Annotated in this window: 23 protein-coding genes; 16 read left to right on the top strand and 7 right to left on the bottom strand. The window is 36.7% G+C overall.

The window, feature by feature from the left end; translation table 11 throughout:
* Window positions 1–584 precede the first annotated feature (584 nt).
* Window positions 585–2,813, bottom strand: coding sequence for a YhgE/Pip family protein (locus tag AB3M96_RS00465; RefSeq protein ID WP_412965583.1), 2,229 nt, complete (start codon window positions 2,811–2,813; stop codon window positions 585–587).
* Between the two features lie 93 nt (window positions 2,814–2,906).
* Entirely contained in the window at window positions 2,907–3,479 is a 573-nt protein-coding gene (locus AB3M96_RS00470) for a TetR/AcrR family transcriptional regulator (protein WP_412965584.1), read from the bottom strand.
* A 432-nt stretch (window positions 3,480–3,911) separates the two neighbouring features.
* On the opposite strand from AB3M96_RS00470, the gene AB3M96_RS00475 reads away from it, so the two are divergent.
* The 5 genes from AB3M96_RS00475 (at window position 3,912) to AB3M96_RS00495 (ending at window position 7,163) form a co-directional block, all read left to right on the top strand.
* Window positions 3,912–4,412 carry a phosphatase PAP2 family protein gene (locus AB3M96_RS00475; RefSeq protein ID WP_412965585.1) on the top strand — a complete coding sequence of 167 codons (501 nt, stop codon included), beginning with the start codon at window positions 3,912–3,914 and terminating at the stop codon, window positions 4,410–4,412.
* A 12-nt stretch (window positions 4,413–4,424) separates the two neighbouring features.
* Window positions 4,425–5,033: a class I SAM-dependent methyltransferase gene (locus AB3M96_RS00480; RefSeq protein ID WP_412965586.1), complete on the top strand. Its 609-nt coding sequence runs from the start codon at window positions 4,425–4,427 to the stop codon at window positions 5,031–5,033.
* Between the two features lie 74 nt (window positions 5,034–5,107).
* Window positions 5,108–6,283 carry an LL-diaminopimelate aminotransferase gene (locus tag AB3M96_RS00485; protein ID WP_412965587.1) on the top strand — a complete coding sequence of 392 codons (1,176 nt, stop codon included), beginning with the start codon at window positions 5,108–5,110 and terminating at the stop codon, window positions 6,281–6,283.
* Between the two features lie 22 nt (window positions 6,284–6,305).
* Complete coding sequence (locus tag AB3M96_RS00490; RefSeq protein WP_412965588.1) at window positions 6,306–6,653, top strand: DUF4260 domain-containing protein; 348 nt, start codon at window positions 6,306–6,308, stop codon at window positions 6,651–6,653.
* A gap of 18 nt (window positions 6,654–6,671) precedes the next feature.
* Window positions 6,672–7,163 carry a GNAT family N-acetyltransferase gene (locus tag AB3M96_RS00495; protein ID WP_412965589.1) on the top strand — a complete coding sequence of 164 codons (492 nt, stop codon included), beginning with the start codon at window positions 6,672–6,674 and terminating at the stop codon, window positions 7,161–7,163.
* A gap of 25 nt (window positions 7,164–7,188) precedes the next feature.
* Here the strand turns inward: AB3M96_RS00495 and AB3M96_RS00500 are convergent, their stop codons facing one another.
* Window positions 7,189–7,701 carry a CBO0543 family protein gene (locus AB3M96_RS00500; protein WP_412965590.1) on the bottom strand — a complete coding sequence of 171 codons (513 nt, stop codon included), beginning with the start codon at window positions 7,699–7,701 and terminating at the stop codon, window positions 7,189–7,191.
* Window positions 7,702–7,706: 5 nt separating this feature from the next.
* Complete coding sequence (locus AB3M96_RS00505) at window positions 7,707–7,934, bottom strand: hypothetical protein (RefSeq protein ID WP_412965591.1); 228 nt, start codon at window positions 7,932–7,934, stop codon at window positions 7,707–7,709.
* 69 nt (window positions 7,935–8,003) lie between these two features.
* On the opposite strand from AB3M96_RS00505, the gene AB3M96_RS00510 reads away from it, so the two are divergent.
* From AB3M96_RS00510 to AB3M96_RS00525, 4 genes are all read left to right on the top strand, one after another.
* On the top strand, window positions 8,004–8,414 hold the full coding sequence (locus AB3M96_RS00510) for a hypothetical protein (protein ID WP_412965592.1): 411 nt from the start codon (window positions 8,004–8,006) through the stop codon (window positions 8,412–8,414).
* Between the two features lie 42 nt (window positions 8,415–8,456).
* The gene (locus AB3M96_RS00515) at window positions 8,457–8,600 is read left to right on the top strand and encodes a hypothetical protein (protein ID WP_412965593.1); all 144 of its coding nucleotides are present in this window, start codon (window positions 8,457–8,459) and stop codon (window positions 8,598–8,600) included.
* Window positions 8,601–8,668: 68 nt separating this feature from the next.
* Complete coding sequence (locus AB3M96_RS00520) at window positions 8,669–10,270, top strand: ABC1 kinase family protein (protein WP_412965594.1); 1,602 nt, start codon at window positions 8,669–8,671, stop codon at window positions 10,268–10,270.
* Between the two features lie 148 nt (window positions 10,271–10,418).
* Complete coding sequence (locus tag AB3M96_RS00525) at window positions 10,419–11,669, top strand: MFS transporter (RefSeq protein WP_412965595.1); 1,251 nt, start codon at window positions 10,419–10,421, stop codon at window positions 11,667–11,669.
* Window positions 11,670–11,781: 112 nt separating this feature from the next.
* Here the strand turns inward: AB3M96_RS00525 and AB3M96_RS00530 are convergent, their stop codons facing one another.
* Window positions 11,782–12,228 carry a PA2169 family four-helix-bundle protein gene (locus tag AB3M96_RS00530; protein ID WP_412965596.1) on the bottom strand — a complete coding sequence of 149 codons (447 nt, stop codon included), beginning with the start codon at window positions 12,226–12,228 and terminating at the stop codon, window positions 11,782–11,784.
* Window positions 12,229–12,479: 251 nt separating this feature from the next.
* On the opposite strand from AB3M96_RS00530, the gene AB3M96_RS00535 reads away from it, so the two are divergent.
* From AB3M96_RS00535 to AB3M96_RS00545, 3 genes are read left to right on the top strand one after another with little or no spacing between them, the layout of a single operon-like run.
* Window positions 12,480–12,812: a PadR family transcriptional regulator gene (locus AB3M96_RS00535; RefSeq protein WP_412965597.1), complete on the top strand. Its 333-nt coding sequence runs from the start codon at window positions 12,480–12,482 to the stop codon at window positions 12,810–12,812.
* Window positions 12,809–13,567, top strand: a complete 759-nt coding sequence (locus tag AB3M96_RS00540; RefSeq protein WP_412965598.1) for an HAAS domain-containing protein — start codon at window positions 12,809–12,811, stop codon at window positions 13,565–13,567. Before AB3M96_RS00535 ends, AB3M96_RS00540 begins: the two co-directional genes overlap by 4 nt.
* Window positions 13,568–13,601: 34 nt before the next feature.
* Window positions 13,602–14,057, top strand: coding sequence for a PH domain-containing protein (locus AB3M96_RS00545; RefSeq protein ID WP_412965599.1), 456 nt, complete (start codon window positions 13,602–13,604; stop codon window positions 14,055–14,057).
* Between the two features lie 46 nt (window positions 14,058–14,103).
* On the opposite strand, the gene AB3M96_RS00550 is transcribed toward AB3M96_RS00545, so the two are convergent.
* Both AB3M96_RS00550 and AB3M96_RS00555 read right to left on the bottom strand, forming a co-directional pair.
* The gene (locus tag AB3M96_RS00550) at window positions 14,104–15,072 is read right to left on the bottom strand and encodes an NAD(P)-dependent alcohol dehydrogenase (RefSeq protein WP_412965600.1); all 969 of its coding nucleotides are present in this window, start codon (window positions 15,070–15,072) and stop codon (window positions 14,104–14,106) included.
* Between the two features lie 235 nt (window positions 15,073–15,307).
* Window positions 15,308–16,099: a PhzF family phenazine biosynthesis protein gene (locus AB3M96_RS00555; RefSeq protein WP_412965601.1), complete on the bottom strand. Its 792-nt coding sequence runs from the start codon at window positions 16,097–16,099 to the stop codon at window positions 15,308–15,310.
* 701 nt (window positions 16,100–16,800) lie between these two features.
* Here AB3M96_RS00555 and AB3M96_RS00560 point away from each other — a divergent pair.
* The 4 genes from AB3M96_RS00560 to AB3M96_RS00575 all read left to right on the top strand — a co-directional run bounded on the left by AB3M96_RS00560 (window position 16,801) and on the right by AB3M96_RS00575 (window position 18,898).
* Window positions 16,801–17,385, top strand: a complete 585-nt coding sequence (locus AB3M96_RS00560; RefSeq protein WP_412965602.1) for a hypothetical protein — start codon at window positions 16,801–16,803, stop codon at window positions 17,383–17,385.
* Between the two features lie 261 nt (window positions 17,386–17,646).
* A complete protein-coding gene (locus AB3M96_RS00565) occupies window positions 17,647–18,093 on the top strand; it encodes an SRPBCC family protein (RefSeq protein ID WP_412965603.1) in 447 nt (148 codons plus the stop codon).
* 17 nt (window positions 18,094–18,110) lie between these two features.
* Window positions 18,111–18,395, top strand: coding sequence for a hypothetical protein (locus AB3M96_RS00570; RefSeq protein WP_412965604.1), 285 nt, complete (start codon window positions 18,111–18,113; stop codon window positions 18,393–18,395).
* 71 nt (window positions 18,396–18,466) lie between these two features.
* A complete protein-coding gene (locus AB3M96_RS00575) occupies window positions 18,467–18,898 on the top strand; it encodes a cytidine deaminase (protein ID WP_412965605.1) in 432 nt (143 codons plus the stop codon).
* Window positions 18,899–19,007: the final 109 nt, after the last annotated feature.

Here is a 19,007-nt window from a genome sequence, read left to right on the forward strand (position 1 = left end):
ATTAGGGAAGGGTATTCGAGTTGGATAATGATAATAGAAAGGGGTGATTGGAGCGCATGGCACGAGACTCCTCGAAAATGCTTTGCATTTTCTTCGTGCGTGGGAGAATTCAAGGAAGCCTCTCAAAGTCCTGCGGGAAAAGGATCGGATCGTCTACTAAAAACCGCCACGTCCTGTGGCGGACGTAGACGTCAGCACATCTTGTGCAAGTCAGGTGAGACCCCGCAGGAGCCTGCGACTTGTCCAGCTTCAGCGGCTAGAAACTCGAGAAATTTCAACTCCTCCGTCAAAGGCAAAAGACGCCTCTTTTGTCGGAGTCTCCGACGCACAGGATGTGCTAGTGCCGCCATCGCCACAGGACGTGGCGTTATTGGCGGTCAATTTCCTCGTTTCTGAGCAAGCCGCTTCAGCATTTCAGTGAGGAGGCTCACGGTCCGCCCGCAGAAAGCGAGTGCCAGGAGCAGAAATCACCAAACTCTGTACCTTCACTCTCCAAGGAAAAAGGCAAATAACAACAACACAATAGTAAAGAGCCTAAACAAAAAGGCGTGAATTCCAAACAGAATTCACGCCTTAACGATGTCTTATTTCTCAGGTGCAACACGATTCATACGTTTCATCATAACTGCAAAGTAGCTAATTGTAATGAGAACAAAAGCTACCATATATGATAGTAAAATCGCATTGTTATGCCACATATAAGAGATGTCACCGCTTGAGATAACCGCTTTAAATGCTTGAACGGAATATGTCATTGGTAATAATGCATTAATTGGTTGCAATGCATTTGGAATTAATTCAAGTGGGAATGTACCAGCACTTGTTGTTAATTGTAAAATAAGAACAATAATTGCAAGGAAGCGACCAGGGTCACCGAACATTGATACAAGCATTTGAACGAGTGTTAAGAACACAAAGCTTGTGATAACTGATGTCAGGAAAAATAGAGGTAGACTTGCTACTTCCATTTTTAATCCAATTAATAAGATGCCATCTACTAAAATAGCTTGGATTACTCCGACAATGGCAATTACGCCAAATTTGCTACCAAACCATTGAAGTGCATTTTTCGGTCTTACTACTGGTTCTTTTAATGCAAAGACGATTGAGATTAAAAGGGCACCTACAAATAAACCAAGTGAGATAAAGTATGGTGCGAAACCAGTTCCGTAGTTTGGTACTTTATTTATTTCTTCTTTTTTAACGGTAACAGGTTCTCCCATCATATCATATGTGTCATCATCTGCTTGAACCGAGTTTGCCTGTGATGCACCTTCAGCAAGTTTATCTGCCAATTCGGTTGAGCCGTCTTTAAGTTTACCTGTTCCAGCTTCCAGTTCCTTTGAACCTTCTGCAAGTTGTTCAGATCCACCCTGAAGTTGTGTTGCTCCAGAAGCTAATTGATCCATTCCTTTTGTTAAATCATGCGCACCATTGCTTAGGTCAACTGAACCTGAGTATAAATCCTGAATACCTTGCTGTAAACCAAGTTCACCTTTATTAATTTGTTCAAGGCTAGCAAGTAACTGATTAAAGGAAGGTGCTGTTTGTTCTTTTAGCTGAGCCTCTAAACTTGATGTAGAAGATAGTAACTGTTCGTTTAGAGATGTTTTAAATTGAGTAAGGCCTTGATTCACTCCTTGGCCAACACCTGCAGTAATTTGTGGTTCCAATTGCTTAGTCAATTGAGCCTTATATTGCTGTTGTATTTGTTCTTGTGTTGGTGAATTACTAGCTACCTGATTCACAAAAGCAGTAGCTTGATCTTCGTCTAAAATATGATTTGCGATAAGTGCATTCTTAATTTGCTCCAATTGAGTAGACTGTGTAGTTACAGTTTGTTTTGCTAATTCTTCTGATAAGCCACTTACAATTCCTGAAGTCAATTGAGTCGACAGACCATCAGATAACTGTGTTTCAAGCTGATCAATTCCATCATTGATTTTACTTACACTTCCTTCTAATTGCTTAGAAATGCCATCAGCAATCTGGGAAGGGAGCTCTTCTTTCATACGCTCTACTCCATTTTGTGCTTTATCTGTTCCCTCAATAAGGGAAGGGAGTTTTGAGTTGACTTCTCCAAGTCCTGCTGCCACTTGATCTGAACCTGCTGCTAACTCATTTGAACCTGAAGTTGCACTGTTCATACCATCTTTAAATTCAATTGATTTTGATGCTAACACTTCCAGGTTTTCACGCAATGTTTTAGAGCCGTTATTGAGTTCTGTCACACCATCTGAAAGTTGGTTTGAACCGTCACTTGCTTGATCTAATCCATCTGCTAACTCTTGTACCTTGCCAAACATTGTTTCTGCATATGTTGACGTGATGTTTTTAGATATCTCGGCTTTAATTTCTTTTACTGCTGTTTCACCTATTTGTGAAGAAAGAAAGTTAGTACTTTCGTTTGGAACATATGTCATTTCTAGCTTTTTAGGTTGGTTATCAAGTAGCGTAGTTGCATTAGCTGAAAAATTCTCTGGGATTTCAACTAATAAGTAATATTCTCGATTTTCAAGCCCCTCATATCCATCCTCTTTTGAAACTATGTGAAAATCAAACTCCTCACTGTTTCCGAGTTTGTCAGAAAGCTCTTTTCCAAGTTGAAGGGATTTCCCCTCAAAATCAGCGCCTTTATCATCGTTCACGATAGCCACTGGCAAATCTTCCATATGTTCATATGGATTCCAAAAGGCCCATAGAAACATACCTGCATATAGCACAGGTACAAAAGCGACGGCCAAAATCGGAATGAGAACTTTACGGTTTGAAAGGATAAATTTTAATTCTGCTAAAAAGGATGACCTTTTCATGGTGTAACCTCCTGATGTATTGACTGTTTTGTTCATTTAGTCATTTTAATGCAAATGAGTAGGGTGCCCTTTATAAGAGAACCCTAAGAATACTTACTTGGCTAATCCGTTAAAGAAATATAAGTGAAATAAATTTGATATCTCGCTCTTATCAAGAGGTTCATGGCTTTGTTCCCAATCAAAAATTAATGAAACATACATTTTCAACATGACAAATGCTGTTATTTCAGGATTACACTGGATTATTTCTCCACGGTTAATTGCCTCTTGAATAATTTCTTTCATATAAGAGATAATAGCTTGCTCAACACGTTGTATTACCTCAACAACTGCCGGTGTTCCTATATCTCTTTCTTCTTGAAAAAGCTTGATTGTTAATTGATGTGATTTGCGGAATTCTAATAGCTTGTATAAAACCCGGCTTGCATTTTCTGAAAACGTACCAGTTGGTTCAATCGCTTCTTCTGCAACTGCCTTCATATCCTTGATAAGCGTACTGATGATTTCATCAAATAACTCCTCTTTATTCTTAAAAAAGGTATAGATTGTACCCTTGCCGACATTTGCCAGCTTTGACACCTGATCCATCGTTGTTGCCTTATATCCAAATAAAGAGAACGACTTTGTCGCAGCTTCTAGAATTAATTGTCTTCGATCAATTGCCACTCGACCACCTCATTTCAAAATGACCAAATGAGAAAAATGGTCATTTGTTTCATGTGACATAATTTATCATATAAAAGTAGTATTTGCAAGTGGAAAATATACAGTATAAATGAGAAATGTACCTCGTTTGAAACTTTTTCCTATATATTACGTAAATATGTTACCTAAAGGAGACCTTGAGAAGTCATTACATGATTTTTTAAGTGTACTGAACATATACATATACTACCTTTGTAGATAAGAAGGGAGGCGTTTATCATAACAGTTAACAAACCATTACTCTATCTTTCAGTATGGTTTGCCATCTTAAGTTTCATTTTTTCCCTATTTGTGGTTGCCGACAAGTTTTCTAGACTGGATCAAATTTTTAGCAGCTGGTTAACAGATGGAGATTCAATCTATTTAGAGAAATTTTTAAGAGGTATTACTTTTTTGGCGGATACAAAAACACTTGTTATTTTTTCTTTTCTTATCATGATTTGGTTACTTCTCCGAAGAAACTCATTCAGACAACTGATCCTGTTTTTTGTAATTATGGGTGGTGGTGTGTTAATCACGTTTATTATGAAAATCAGTATTGAACGGGAGCGTCCGGGAGATGTTGTTTATGTGGATCTTTGGGGAATGGGGGACACACTGATATCCTATGGCTACCCAAGTGGCCATGCTGTTAAAGCATTATTATACTTTGGATTTCTTCTATATATAGTAGTAAATGAGATGAAGGATCGATTCATTAAAAATGGAATTATTTTTATTTTTACAGCTATTATTCTGTTCAATGGTTTTGGCCAGATTGTTTTAGAGAAGCATTACCTAACAGATGTACTTGGAGGATATTTAGTTGGTATAACGTGGTTTTGCGTTTGCCTGAGTATACTTCAACCTTATCGAAAAATAACAATGTCGTCAGGAAATTCTATAAGTATTTAAAGGAGGTATTGCATGGAAATCAATCGACAGGTGCAACTATTTAATAAGCAAGCAGGGAAATATGCGAGAAGAGCAAAACAGCAATCAAGTGATCAAAAAATGAGAAGAAGGCTATTGCAAGGAGCAAAAGGCACCATTTTAGAAGTGTCTGTAGGAGCAGGTGCCAACTTTCAATACTATCCTAAAGCATCAAAGATTACTGCTGTGGATTTCAGTCCTGAAATGATTGAGCAAGCTAGGCTAACTGCTCGAGGGGAGGGACTAGACGTTGAATTTCAGATCGGTAACGTGGAGGAAATTGTTCTCCCAGAAAAATCGTTTGATATAGTTGTATCAACTCTTTCTCTTTGTTCGTACCCAAATCCAGAAAAAGTTCTGCAACGGCTGTCCAGCTGGTGTAAAGACGACGGGCAAGTTCTCCTTTTTGAACATGGAATAAGCACCAATTCTATGTTTGCATGGCTTCAACATAAGACAGACCCCTTTTTTCTAAAAAGAAATGGATGTCATATGAATCGAGACATACTAAAACTCGTAGATGAATCTCCATTATCAATTATTAAGCGGGAAAGCTATATGTTAAATGCTGTACACCTCATTTGGGGGAAACCATCTATATAAAGATTTTCTCCACTAAAAATTCAAAATTTTGCTATAATATAAATAGCTTTAATAGTTAAAAAAGAGGTGGCAGCGTGGATATAACTTTGTCTTCAAAAATGTTGAATTTCCAAGAATCTATTTTTAATGAACTATCAAGCTATAAAAAAAGAAAACAGCAAGCAGGACATGACATTATTGATTTAAGCATAGGGAGCCCTGATTTACCACCACCTGCTTATGTTATGGACGAGCTTGCACAACAGGCTAAAAATCCTGATTTATATGGCTATTCCTTAACTGGTACAGCAGACTTACATAAAGCAATTTCCGAGTATTATCGTAGACAGTTTGAGGTAGTGGTTGAAGAGGGAAACGAAGTGCTAATGGTAATGGGTTCACAAGATGGACTAGTACATTTGCCAATGGTTCTCACGAATCAAGGTGATATTGTTCTTGTTCCAGATCCAGGCTATACTGCTTATGCTGCAGGGATTACGCTTGCCGGCGCAACTCCTTATGGAATGCCTTTGAAAGCAGAAAATCACTTTTTACCAGATTTAGAGAATATACCTTTGGAGATTTTAGAGAAAGCAAAGTTGATGATTTTAAACTTCCCAGGTAATCCTGTCCCAGCTCTAGCGACTGAAGAGTTCTTTCATAGAGTCATTCAGTTTGCCAAGAAATATAATATCGTCATTCTACATGATTTTGCATATTCAGAGATCTATTATGATGAAAAACCTGTTAGCTTTCTATCGGTAGAAGGTGCTAAAGAGGTAGGTGTCGAATTTAACTCACTCTCAAAAAGCTTTAATATGGCAGGCTGTCGGATTGGATATATTGTCGGTAACCCAGTAATAGTTGATGCATTAAACCGCTTAAAATCTAATCTTGATTACGGAGTGTTTTTACCAATACAAAAAGCAGCAATTCTAGCTTTGAAAAATTCATCAGGGTTTAGTGAGCAATTAAGAGACACCTATAAACAGCGTCGCGATATTTTAGTGAAGGGTCTTTGTGAAGCGGGGTGGCAAGTTGAAGCACCAAAAGCATCGATGTTTCTTTGGGCAAAGGTACCTGCACCTTATTCATCGACAGAGTTTGCTTACAGATTACTAGATGAAACGGGTATTGTCGTGACACCTGGTAATGCTTTTGGCAATGAAGGAGAAGGTTACGTCCGAATTGCTCTTGTTCAAAAGGAAGAGCTTCTTGAAAAAGCAGGGGCATTACTTAAACAGAGCTCATTATTTTCTGTAAGAGTCTAATTAATTGCTAAGGAGGATAAGTATGAATAAAATCTTGCTCCATTTGGAAGGATTTGCGGTTCTTGTTTTAAGTCTTTATTTTTATTTCATAAATGATTATAGTTGGCTTCTATTTTTCCTTTTATTATTCACGCCTGATTTGTCGGCATTAGGTTATGTGATTTCAATTAAAGTAGGTGCTGTTTTATATAATTTCTTTCATACATATATCATTGCTGTTGCAATTATTCTGCTCGGTGTCTTGCTTACTAACCAATCATTGTTGGCAATTGGTCTTATTCTTTCGTCCCATATTGGAATGGACCGTATGCTGGGGTATGGATTGAAATACCCAACGAATTTCAAAGATACACACTTAAATCGAGTTTAATATAGAAAGGTACTAACAATGACATTGTCACTTCAAGTCATAAATCCAGAAGAAAAACATATTTTACAAAACTTATATTCGTTATATCTTCACGATCTGTCGGAGCATACAAATAGCCTGGAACTATCAACAAATGGCTCATTCGAATTTGATTCGTTTGATACGATTTGGGAAGGTGAAGGGCTGACACCCTATTACCTCAAAGATAAAGAAACCATTGTTGGGTTTTTATTGCTATTAGAAAGACCGTTCTTGAAGAAAGAGTATGATTATAGCATTAATGATCTATTTATTCTTAAAAAATATCGTCGAAAAGGTTATCCGCTTTTATTTTTAAAAGAATTGTTTGCACTGAAAAAAGGGAAATACTTTGTAATCGAGTTAGTGAAAAATGAACCTGCAGTCCTATTTTGGAAAAAGGCATATCAGAAGTTAGAGATTAAATACGAGGAACAAACAAATACTTTTGATGAAGATGACTGTTATATTCAAACATTTGAAATCCTTTAATCGGTAGGGTTGCGCTTGCAACCCTTTATTTCATTTTAGATATGGGAATATCAAATATATGTAAAAGTGCAAGAGTAGCAAGGACCGATAAAACATATGTTAGTAGGGGCTTTTTATAATGTAACCGTACCATTGAAAATAGTACGATATTGAATAATATGCTCCAGCCTAATTTCCAACCGTTATGATATGAAAATTCACCAAACACACTACCTACCCACTCAAAAAAGGACCACAATACTGTCCATAAACCTATCCAAAGAACGGATTTTCCGAAAGTAGATGGGTATCTTCCCAAATAGATAAGCATTATTGCGGGATAGGCGATAAACATTGCAAAAATACTGATAATAGTATGGTTGGGTAATAAAAAAGTGGGCTCATATTCCCACAATGGATGATTATAGGTAAGAAAATTATAAAGAAGGTCACAGGTGATTAAATACAAAATGGATGACTGATATTTTTTCCAATTCTGCCAATCTCCCCATTTCCAACTTGCTATAATATCTACGATCATTACCGAGACGACGAACATTTAGATCAATCCTCTAGTTCTCTTGGTTTTGAATTTGTTTGTAGCTTATCTTTCATTTCTTGGTTCATTTTATCTTCAATAAAAGCATCAACCGATTCATCTAAAAGCAATTCGCGGTTTTGGTCTTCATTAATATCTGAATCAATCTCCATTTCTTGAGAAAAGACACCATATGTATCATTTGTATTAAATTGTTGATTTGTATCATGAGTGTTTGTCTTACGTTTTTGCATGGACTTTTCCCTCCTGTAACACATAGTGTAAGCAACTTTTTCTAAAAAAAACCAAAAACAGGCCTGATTTTGAAACTTATTATTATTACATACGTAAAAGTAATAAAAGACTTTCGTGAGGTGATTTATTTGCAGGTAAACTATACTCCTTCTGTACATAGAGAAGTGAAGTTGAAAAAACAACGAACAGTTCGTACAGTATTAAATATTTCAGGGGTACTTATCTTTCTTGGATTAGCGTTGAGTATATTTACAATGCCATTAACACTTAATGAAAATAAGGAGATTTATTTTAATCACGACTATAAATTAAAACCAAGTTATCTTAAAGAATTCATAGTTTTTATAGTAGGATCAGCTATCGTCTATTTCTCACTGGTGAATCTATTCTTTTTAGAAAGGATAGGAAAACGGATTGTTTATACTGCGTTAGGTTTTCTTTTGGTAGGAACGGTTTATATGATAGTTACACTTATTTAGTAACAAAAATCTTTAAAACTTGTAAGGATGGAGTTGAAGTAAATGTCATACGATGAAAACTGCCCATTTTGTAATCCCCATAAAGACCCTGAACAAAATATTGTATTTGAAAATGAAAACTGCTATTTTTTGCAGCATAATTTACAACAGGATGTATTAGAAGGCTGTGGACTCATCGTAAAGTAATTGACCAAAAGCATTTCTTCACTGCAAGAAGGAATGCTTTTTCACTATACATGAAATGAGGATTCATGATGAAAACAAGCAATAAATTTGTCCGGATGTTTAAAGTGTTAAAGCTGGCGTTCGTTGTTTTTATTCAAATCTATTGGTTTAAGCTGCGAAAGAAGTCAGATGCAGAGTGGGCTATTCTCTGGGGGAACATCGGCGGAAGGTTTCGCAAGACCCTTTTTGAATTAGAAGGCTTGTTGATAAAAATTGGTCAAATCTTAAGCACGCGAGGTGATCTCCTACCTCCTACCTTTATTAAACAGATACAGGATTTAACAGATAAGGTACCTCCTTCAGATTGGAAGGAAATCGAAAGCATCCTTCAAAAGGAATGGAACTCCTCCATTTATGAACACTTACAATCTATCGACGAAGAAGCAATTGCCTCTGCTTCTATCGGCGAAGTGTATAAAGGAGTTTTGAAAAATGGGCAAGTGGTAGCTGTGAAGGTTCAACGCCCTACTATTGAGTCAATTGTACAAACCGATTTTAGGACATTGAAGATTATTATTTGGTTTGCAGACCATTTTGTACCTGTTCCAAAGGGGTTTATAAATTTTAACGTATTATTCGCCGAGTTAAAACAAGTAATTGAACGTGAGCTTGATTACACAAAGGAATTACAAACGCTGCAATCTTTTAAGGAACGTTATAAGGATTCCGGTGTTGTACAAATTCCAGAGGCTTACCCAGAACTAAGTACATCAAAGGTATTGGTGATGGAATGGGTAGATGGAGTAAAGATTACCGAAAGCGGTAAGAACGTCGAGTTAGCACAACATCTTATTGAGATTTTCCTTCCACAGTGGTTAGAACCCGGCGTTTTCCATGCGGATCCTCATCCAGGAAATGTCCTAGTTTCACAGGAAGGTAGAATTATTCTACTAGATTACGGAATGGTTGGAGAAATTACCAAAAAAGATGCAACCTATTTTCAAGGGTTAGTTGAGAGTTTTCTAACAAAAAACTATTCCAAGGCTGTTGAATGCTTAGTTCAATTGGGTTTCTTACTTCCAGATGCGGACCGAAGAACAGTAGAGTTACTTGTAAGAGAAGTAATGTCCAACCCTCTAACTCAAGTAAAAGAAATGGATCTAATCGCGTTGAAACTGGAAATGAATGATATAATTCAATCACTTCCAATTCAGGTGCCAACTCGATTTGTTTTCCTAGGTAGGTCTTTTGTGACTATTGAAGGTATTTTAGTAGGTTTAGCTCCTGACGAAGAGCTAATTGATTTTGCTAAGCCTGTCTTTATGAAATGGCTGAACAAACAAGGTAACCAAAAATGGTCTTTTATTTGGCAATGGATTCAATCTCAACCATTATTTAAAATCTTCCATTCGGTCAACGAGTTTTTAGAAGCGCCAAAGAAGTTACCAGAGTTAAAGGAAACCGAACAGAGGCGCCAGTTTCAGTTTACCATGTATGAAAATTATAAAAGTCAGTTATTCCTTCTAACTTTGTTTGGTATTGCTGGGATTATGGCAGGTATATATACGAAGGTGAGCATGATTCAATACTTTTCAATCGGTATTGCGGGTATAGGTTGTATGGGTTATGTGATATGTAATCATAGGTTAAAAAAATGGCTGAAATATATGCCGGAAAGACGGAGGGGCTAGGTTATTTTCAGTTTTTCGGGAAGAAAAGCAATTAATCCGACACTTTGGATAGATAATCCGGCACTAATTGAATTAATTCGGAAAAAAACAGTAGGAATTCGGCAATAATTAAATTAATTTGAACACTAATGTAAAAAGGAAGAAAACTATGACGAAAACAAATGAACATTTAGATGATAAATGGGTAAAAAATATCTCCCTCTTCTTAGGAGGGCAGGCAATATCTCTATTTGGATCTGCCTTGGTACAGTACGCTATTATGTGGTACATAACATTAACTACTCAGTCTGGAATTATGATGACAATATCCATTATATGTGGATTTGTACCAACATTCTTTTTATCTCCCTTTGCAGGAGTTTGGGCAGACCGATATAATCGGAAACTGCTTATTGTATTGGCAGATTCATTAATTGCCATTTCTACTTTAGTTTTGGCAATTTTATTTTTAATGGGGTATGATGCGATTTGGCTACTTTTTCTAATGTCTGCTATTAGGGCAATTGGTACAGGTATCCAAACACCTGCCGTAGGTGCGATTCTTCCTCAGTTGGTCCCAAAGGATAAACTCACAAAAGTAAATGGTATAAATGGTAGTATTCAAGCGGTAATTACTCTTGTTGCTCCAATGATAAGTGCAGCATTATTAACAGTTTCCACATTAGAAGTGATATTCTTTATTGATGTAATAACAGCAGCAATTGCTATCTTTATCCTATTGGTATTTTTACGAGTGAAGGCACATGCAAAAGCAGTTCAAACCGAAAAAGTAAGTTATTTTGCTGATTTTAAAAAGGGGCTTGTTTACATTAACAATCATGACTTTCTAAAGCCATTCTTTATCTTTTTCGCTGTCTTCTTTGTATTAATGGCACCTGCGGCGTTTCTCACTCCATTACAAGTAACACGTAGCTTCGGTGATGATGTATGGAGACTAACTGCAATCGAAATTACATTCTCAATTGGAATGATGGTAGGCGGTGGAGTTATTGCTGCTTGGGGAGGCTTTAATAATAAAATTCACACAATGACATTAGCGAGTCTATGGTTCGGTGTTTGTACTTTTGCATTAGGTATTGTGCCGGTTTTCTGGATTTACTTGTTTTTCATGGGATTGACCGGAATTGCTATGCCAATCTTCAACACCCCTGCAACTGTTTTATTACAAGAAAAAGTGGAAGAAAACTATTTGGGTAGAGTTTTCGGTGTTCTCGGCATGATTTCAACCTCAATGATGCCAATTGGAATGCTTATTTTTGGCCCAATCGCAGATGTTATTGATATTGAATGGCTACTTATTGGGACTGGAATTTTGATGTTCTTTCTAGGGTTCTTCTTATTGGGCAGTAAAGCATTACTCAGGGCAGGTATGCCTACTGAAACAGAGACAGCTAAATAGCGGAAAGTTATCTAATATGTTTTAAGCGATAAATATAACATAATTTCGCGAATTGCTAAAGCGTAATTGCAACATAAAAAGGTGCAACCAAACACAGTTGCACCTTTACCATTTAATAGAGCATTAACCGGATTTGTTCTGCGTGTTTACGACTTGTATCAATTACTTCTTCGGCCAGACGTCGGCTTTCTGGATCTAGGTCACCTTTTACTAGCTCTTCCGAATATTCAACACCATATTTATCAAAGCCTTTTAATGCATCTTCTAAAATTGCTTCTTCATTATCGGATAGCATCATCTTATGCATGAAACTATGCATGGAACCAGAGAAACCTTCATCATCAGCTGGAACACCACCGAGATTCTGAATCCGTTCCGCGAGTTTTTGGGCGTTTTCTTTCGTCTCTTGCTGCATCGATTGAAAGGTATGTTTTAAGCCCTCATCCTCAACCTTTTGAATATAGTGCTCAAGGGAACGTATTCCCATATATGTACCACGTAGCAAGGTATTTAGTTCTTCAATCACTACTCCATTATTCAATTGATCACGTCCTTTCATTTTATTTTGGTAGATAATTGTTAGTTTTATGTAAAACCCTCTTGAACATAAGGGGAATAAATGATAAGCTTTAACTATCTTGTAATACAAAGTAGTTTCTACTTTGCTATATTTATTACCTACTATCATGTAATACAATATAGTTTAAATATGTATTCAATGTAAATTTATAGCGATTAGCAGGTTATTTTTTTATATAACTATCTTGTTTTGCAAGTTAGTTTAAAACCTGGTAGAAAGGAGGGGCACACTTGTCATCTAGTCAAATCTTAAAAGGCATTTTAGAGGGTTGTCTTTTATCAATTATTTCGAAAGGTGAAACCTATGGCTATGAGATGATTGAAAAATTATCGGCAAATGGTTTCACTATGGTAAGTGAAGGGAGTATTTATCCATTGTTACTACGGATGAAAAAAGAAGGCCTTGTGACGACAACTTCTAAAACAGTTCCGTCGGGAGGACCTAAACGCAAATATTATTCGCTGACAAGAGAGGGATATGAGGAATTAAAAGAGTTTAAGAAGAAGTGGAGCAATATCTCTGAAAGTGTGAATCAACTTTTAAAGGAGGATGGTGCGAAGTGACGTTATCAAAGGAAAGCCAAGAATTTTTAAAGAATGTAAGAGTGTATTTAGTTTCTAGTGGAAAAAACGAACAAGAAATAGAAGACATGATTGAAGAACTTGAAGATCATCTTAATGAGGCAGAAAAAAACGGAAAAAGCGTGGATGATATTATTGGTATGTCTCCAAGAGAGTATATGAACTCTTTATCCGAGGAGATGTCATTTGATCTTTTAGGTGTATTGAAATATATGGGTCTGATTTCTCTAGGTGTAATTGCGTACATCATAATGGGTGATGCGATAAAAGGAGAATTAGAGTATTCTGTACTGGAGTTAATTGGTTATCCGCTAATTTATATTTTGTTTCTCTTTTTAACTGCATCATCTTTTAAGTACGTTTCAAGTACAGATATTTCGAAGGCAAAAGAATGGACTTTGTTCTTTATTCTCGGTTTAACCCCAATTACTTTATTTATTGCACTAATCTTTCTTAATAGATTGGTTGATACACCTACAATTGTGTTTAATTCTTTGGGGAGAACAATAGCTATTACGATTTCAATCTTCATTTTTGTAGGCATCTCGATTTGGAGTAAAACTTGGATATCAATCATTCTTCCGATTGTATTAATTGTGCAAGAGATCCTATTTAATATGACGAATTTACAAGAGGAAACAAAGTTGATTTTGACGAGTTTGACACTCTCAATCTGTATGGGAATCTATTTATTGCTTTTTATTCGAAAGGAAAAAAAGAACCAAGTAACTAATTGAGTGAAACCTATCAACAAGGTAAATCGTATTCTTAGTGAAAGCATTCAATTATGGCGGTGATTATATGAAGTTTCCATCAAAAAAAGATTGGTGGTTAACAATTATTGTATGGGGTGCAATGTTATTCGCATCTATTAGTGGAGTGTATTCCATCATACAGAACCCAGCAAATGTTGGTGAGAATATCATGACAGGCTTAATGACAATTCTCCTACCAGCGGGTATTATCTGGCTTTGGCTATCAACTTACTACGTGTTAACGGAAAATGAACTTATCGTTCGATACGGACCTTTTAAGAAGATTGTACCGTTACATTCTGTAAAGTCAGTAAAGAAAACGGTGAATCCTTTGTCTAGTCCGGCACTGTCACTAAAAAGGCTTGAAATCCAATATGGACAATATAACATTGTACTAATCTCACCAAAAGACCGGGACGAGTTTATGGATATCCTGAAGAAGAGATGTCCACAGGCAAAGATTAAAAAATAATAAAGTGACTGCTACTATTAGGCAGTCACTTTTCTTCTGCTTATAATCAAATCGAAATAACAACTTTCCCTTGAGAGTGTCCTTCTTCAAAATACCGGAAAGCATCGCGGATTTCACTGATTTGATACCTTCGATCAATTACCGGTTTTATAGTTCCTGCCTCAATTTGCTCTTTCAAAAATACGAGGTCTTTACGTGCTGGTCTATGAAGAAAACTTCCCATCTTCTTACCCTCGGTCATTGAAATCCATGGTCCAAGCATGATAGCTTGATACATTTGCGACTCTGCCCCTCCAATATGAACAAAAATTCCATTAGGCTTTAGGACTCGTTTATAAGCAGAAATCGGATGAGAGCCATTTGCTCCAATAATTAAATCGTACTTTTGCGGCTTTAATGTGAAATTCTCTAACGTATAATCAATTATATGGTCTGCACCAATAGAACGCGCAATGTCTACGTTTCTTGTACTACACACCGCTGTAACCTCAGATCCGAATAATTTGGCAAGTTGAATAGCAAATGTTCCGACTCCACCTGAGGCACCATTAATAAGAACCTTCTGACCAGGCTTTATTTTTCCTTTATCTCGAATACCTTGTAAGGCTGTAACACCTGCCATTGGAACAGATGCAGCTTCTTCAAACGACAAATTGTAAGGTTTCATGACAAGTGAGGTTTCGGGAACAGACACATATTCAGCGAATCCTCCCCAACCACTTCCTGAAAGGTCACCGAATACGGGGTCACCAGGTTGAAATAAGGTAACATTCTTCCCAACTGCTTCTACTTCTCCAGCTATATCGCCACCAGGAATGGGATACTTAGGTTTAAAAAGACCAAAAGCTAAACGGGCTAGGTAAGGTTCACCTTTTAGAAGAACTAAGTTGCCAAAGTTTAAGGATGCAGCATGAATTTTAACGAGAACTTCATTGTCTGCAGGAGTGGGTTTATCAACTTCTTTTAACGTAAGAACATCAGGACTGCCATATTTGCTGTACACGATTGCTTTCATAGATTTCCCTCCAACTACTATAAATTTTAAAAGCCAGAAAAAGAAAAGCCATTAGACTTTCGCTATTCATTGAGCCATGTTGAAGGGAAGAAAAAGGGTAGGATAGTTGCAATAGAATGAGTAGGAAAGAAATAAATAGGTATTTATGATTAATACGCTTTACCTACTCAAAAGGATTCAAGATTTTAAAACTTTTATAAAAAATAAGTAACTTGGATTACTACATGCGACACATTTAAATCGTATCTACATGTATATATCCTTCTAAGAAAGCTACTGCTTCACCGGAAAGCTTGATCTTTTCACCAAGATCCTCACAGAATAACTTTCCACCACGTTCAGAAACTTGTAAAGCGGTGAATTGATTCTTGTTAAGAACTTTTTTCCAATACGGCACTAATGTACAATGTGCCGATCCGGTCACTGGATCCTCATCAATTCCTGTATTAGGGGCAAAAAACCGTGAGACAAAATCTACATCATTTCCTTTTGCGGTTACAATAACACCTAATGCGTCTATCTTTGCTAATTCATTCATATCTAGCTTAAGATTCAAAATGTCTTGCTCTGTTTCATATACTGCCAAATAATCTCTTGCTTTATATAGCTCAAGAGGTTCTTTCCCCAATCCTCTTATAAGTTCCTCCGGTATCGTATCCCATTTTTCACCTTCCCTTGATGGAAAGAGCATTGTTAGTAAATTTTCGTGCTTGGATACCTCTAAAATACCACTTTTAGTTGAGAATTTAATATTTGCTATTCCTTTGTCTAGGTGTGTAAAAACAACAAATGCCGATGCTAATGTTGCATGTCCGCATAAGTCAATCTCATCAACAGGAGTAAACCATCGTAGTTCATAGCCATCTTCTTTTTTTACGAAAAAAGCAGTTTCAGCCAGATTATTTTCAGCAGCAATCTTTTGCATAATTTCATCAGGAAGCCACTCTTCTAATGGACATACTGCAGCGGGGTTCCCTTTAAATTGTTCATTCGTAAAAGCATCGATTTGATAAATAGGTATTTTCATTTGCAAACTCCTCTCAGGATTTCCTTTCCTTATAGAATATTGTACATGAATCACTGTTGATTACCATATTTTTGCTATGGTTTAATTTTATACTGCTCTTTTAGAAGAGTGATGAGAGGCTAGGTAACATATTTGTACTCTTAGAATATAAAAAATACCGAGTGTCATAATAACGAAAAAGATAGGAGGGTTATTATGGGATTCTTTAGTAGAGAGAAACGCCACCAGAAAAAAGTTAGCCGAGGGATATGTCCGAATTGTTCGGGTAGAGGTTTTTATTCCTCAGGTTTTGAGTCAGTTCATGTTCATGATTGCAGTTCTTGCTTAGGAACTGGCAAAGCTAAAAGATATTATTAGATAGTAGGTGAAGAGGATGCATTCTCAAATAAAGATACAGATCTAGTAGAACAACCACTCATGTCTACTGGGACAGATGAGCCTGGTTTTGATGCAAATGATAAAAACTCAGTAAAAAGCTTTCGAAAACCAAAAATCGGCGATACAGAGGTAGGAGATCGAAAGGATACATAGGGGTGGATTCATATGCTGGAGAACACTATGACAAATTTTCATTAGGAGAGGCAATAAGTCTCTCTTTTTTATTTTGTGTTTGGAGGGATTTTTTGCCATTTTATAGAATCATAATAGATAGGATTAAAAGGTTGATTTTACAAATGACGCTAACTTGAGGTGATTCAAAATTGAAAGTACATGACCATCGTAAAATTCATAAAGGATTATACACCAGTAAAAAAAACATAATACAAGTTTTAGAAGTTCCAGAACTACAATTTATTGTCACACAGGGTTCCGGACCTAAGAATGTATACAGCATGCATGAGGGGAATGAATTTTGGTCCATCAATCGAGTGACAAACCGGTTAAAAGAAATGACCAAAACTAATATGGACTACAAATTCAAACTCATGCCACTTGAAGTGGTGTGGTCAGAAGTTGGAAACGATACATGGACTTGGACTGCTATGATGCAGGTTCCTGATTTGATTACACAAAATTTGTTTGAAGAAGCAATACATGAACTAGAAAAGCGTAAAAGAAGCGTAAGAGTGCCTGTTTCGTTAGAAAAAATTCAGCAGGGCAGGTCAGTTCAAACACTACATTTAGGACCTTATCATTTAGTGGACCAGACCATTAACAAATTGAAAGAATACTGTGATCTCAACGGCTTTGAAATAACGACTGATTTTAGAGAGATATATAGTAATGCACCATTTTGTAATCCCCCAGAAAAAGCTCAAACGATTGTTAGAGTGGGGATAAGATAGTAATGGACTTAGTTGAACCTAAACTCCTACCGATTAATACCTGACTCGGAAACAATATGGTTTACACATACTGAGGGGGGAGAAAGTACGGTAGCTATGAGAGGTTCATAAAGCGGGTCGTGAGAAGATTCCTGAAAGTACGGTGGCTATGAGAGGAATGTAAATCATTTTATTTTAGTTAGGAACCTCTACTCAAGATATATTTGAACATAAGCACTTAGAGTATAAATAGATTAATCTGACGAGGAAGGAGGATAGAACATGCCAGATATTCATCACAAAACCTATATAAAAGTCCTCCCCAATGAGGTGTACACAACCATAACTACTGCTGACGGATGGAACGCATGGTTCACGGATTCTACTTCATTGCATATGTCTCCTGATGGAACTGGTGAGATACGATTACGTTGGGAGAAATTTGGTGAGAACATAATCACTATAGAAGATGGAGGAGAAATACTGGAGACAATACCTAATGAAAAGTTTGTTTTTCAATGGTCTCCTGGAGAAGGTTCTACTACTGTAGTTTTCACTCTCGAAAGTTATAAATCTGGAACTCTTGTACACTTGAGAGAAACGGGCTACTCTACTTCTTCCAAAGACATAAATGCTTGTTTGGGCTGTGCAGTTGGGTGGGGTGAGGCACTTACTCTTTTAAAAATGTATCTTGAACACGGAATCGTTTGTAAACAAGATTTATTATAGAAAGGTGTCGGGGAACTTTGAACAAAAAAACAGGCTTAATCTTAGCTATCTTGTTAGGTATAGTGTCAATTTTACTCGTAAAGACAGGGATCGAATTATGGTCACTTGGAACTGATGTTGATGGAGATGGTATAGGTGTCTATTTTTTAGGATTTGAAATAAATGACTCAGTACCAGAAGCAAGTATTCCTACATATGCAATTGGCTTTTTTGTTGCTAGTGTTGTATCCCTCCTTGTTGGAGGTGGAATAGCAGCCAACTATCTTATTAAAGGGAAATTGCGGGAAGATATCCAAAAATAATTGTAGAGTTTAGTAATTTACTTGAAAGCGGTGCTTTGAAAGGATCGCTTCTTACTAGGAGGAAAAGTAGAATGTTGAAAGTAAGACCAATAGATGACAAAGATATGGAGTTAATCAAGGCAGCTGAAGATGTGATTGAAAAGAATTATAGATATGGCAGGCATCATATTGGTGCTGCGGTAAGGACTACATCGGGGACTATTTATTCAGCAGTGCATTTAGAAGCGAATGTTGGAAGAATTGCTGTTTGCGGGGAAGCAATGGCGCTTGGAAAGTCCATTTCCGAAGGAGAGCATGAGTTTGATACCATTGTGGCGGTTGCTCATCCTCATCCAGATGAAGATATCGAAAACTGTTGGGTAGTTGCTCCGTGTGGAATGTGCAGAGAATTGATTAGTGATTATGGAAAAGAAGTTGATGTTATTCTTTCATATAGAGGTGAGCTTGTAAAGTGCAATGTTATGGAGTTATTACCTGAAAAGTATGGAAGTGAGCTAAAATAAAGGCATGAAATCTTTTAGTTGACAAACGTAGAATTGACAACAAAGGTGCACATAGATGTATGAAATAAATAAGTTTCTAGTAGTTTTTTCGAATCAAGTGCACCGGGGT

Origin of the sequence: Ferdinandcohnia jepli (assembly GCF_047246645.1) — a bacterium.
GTDB lineage: Bacteria > Bacillota > Bacilli > Bacillales > Bacillaceae_L > Ferdinandcohnia.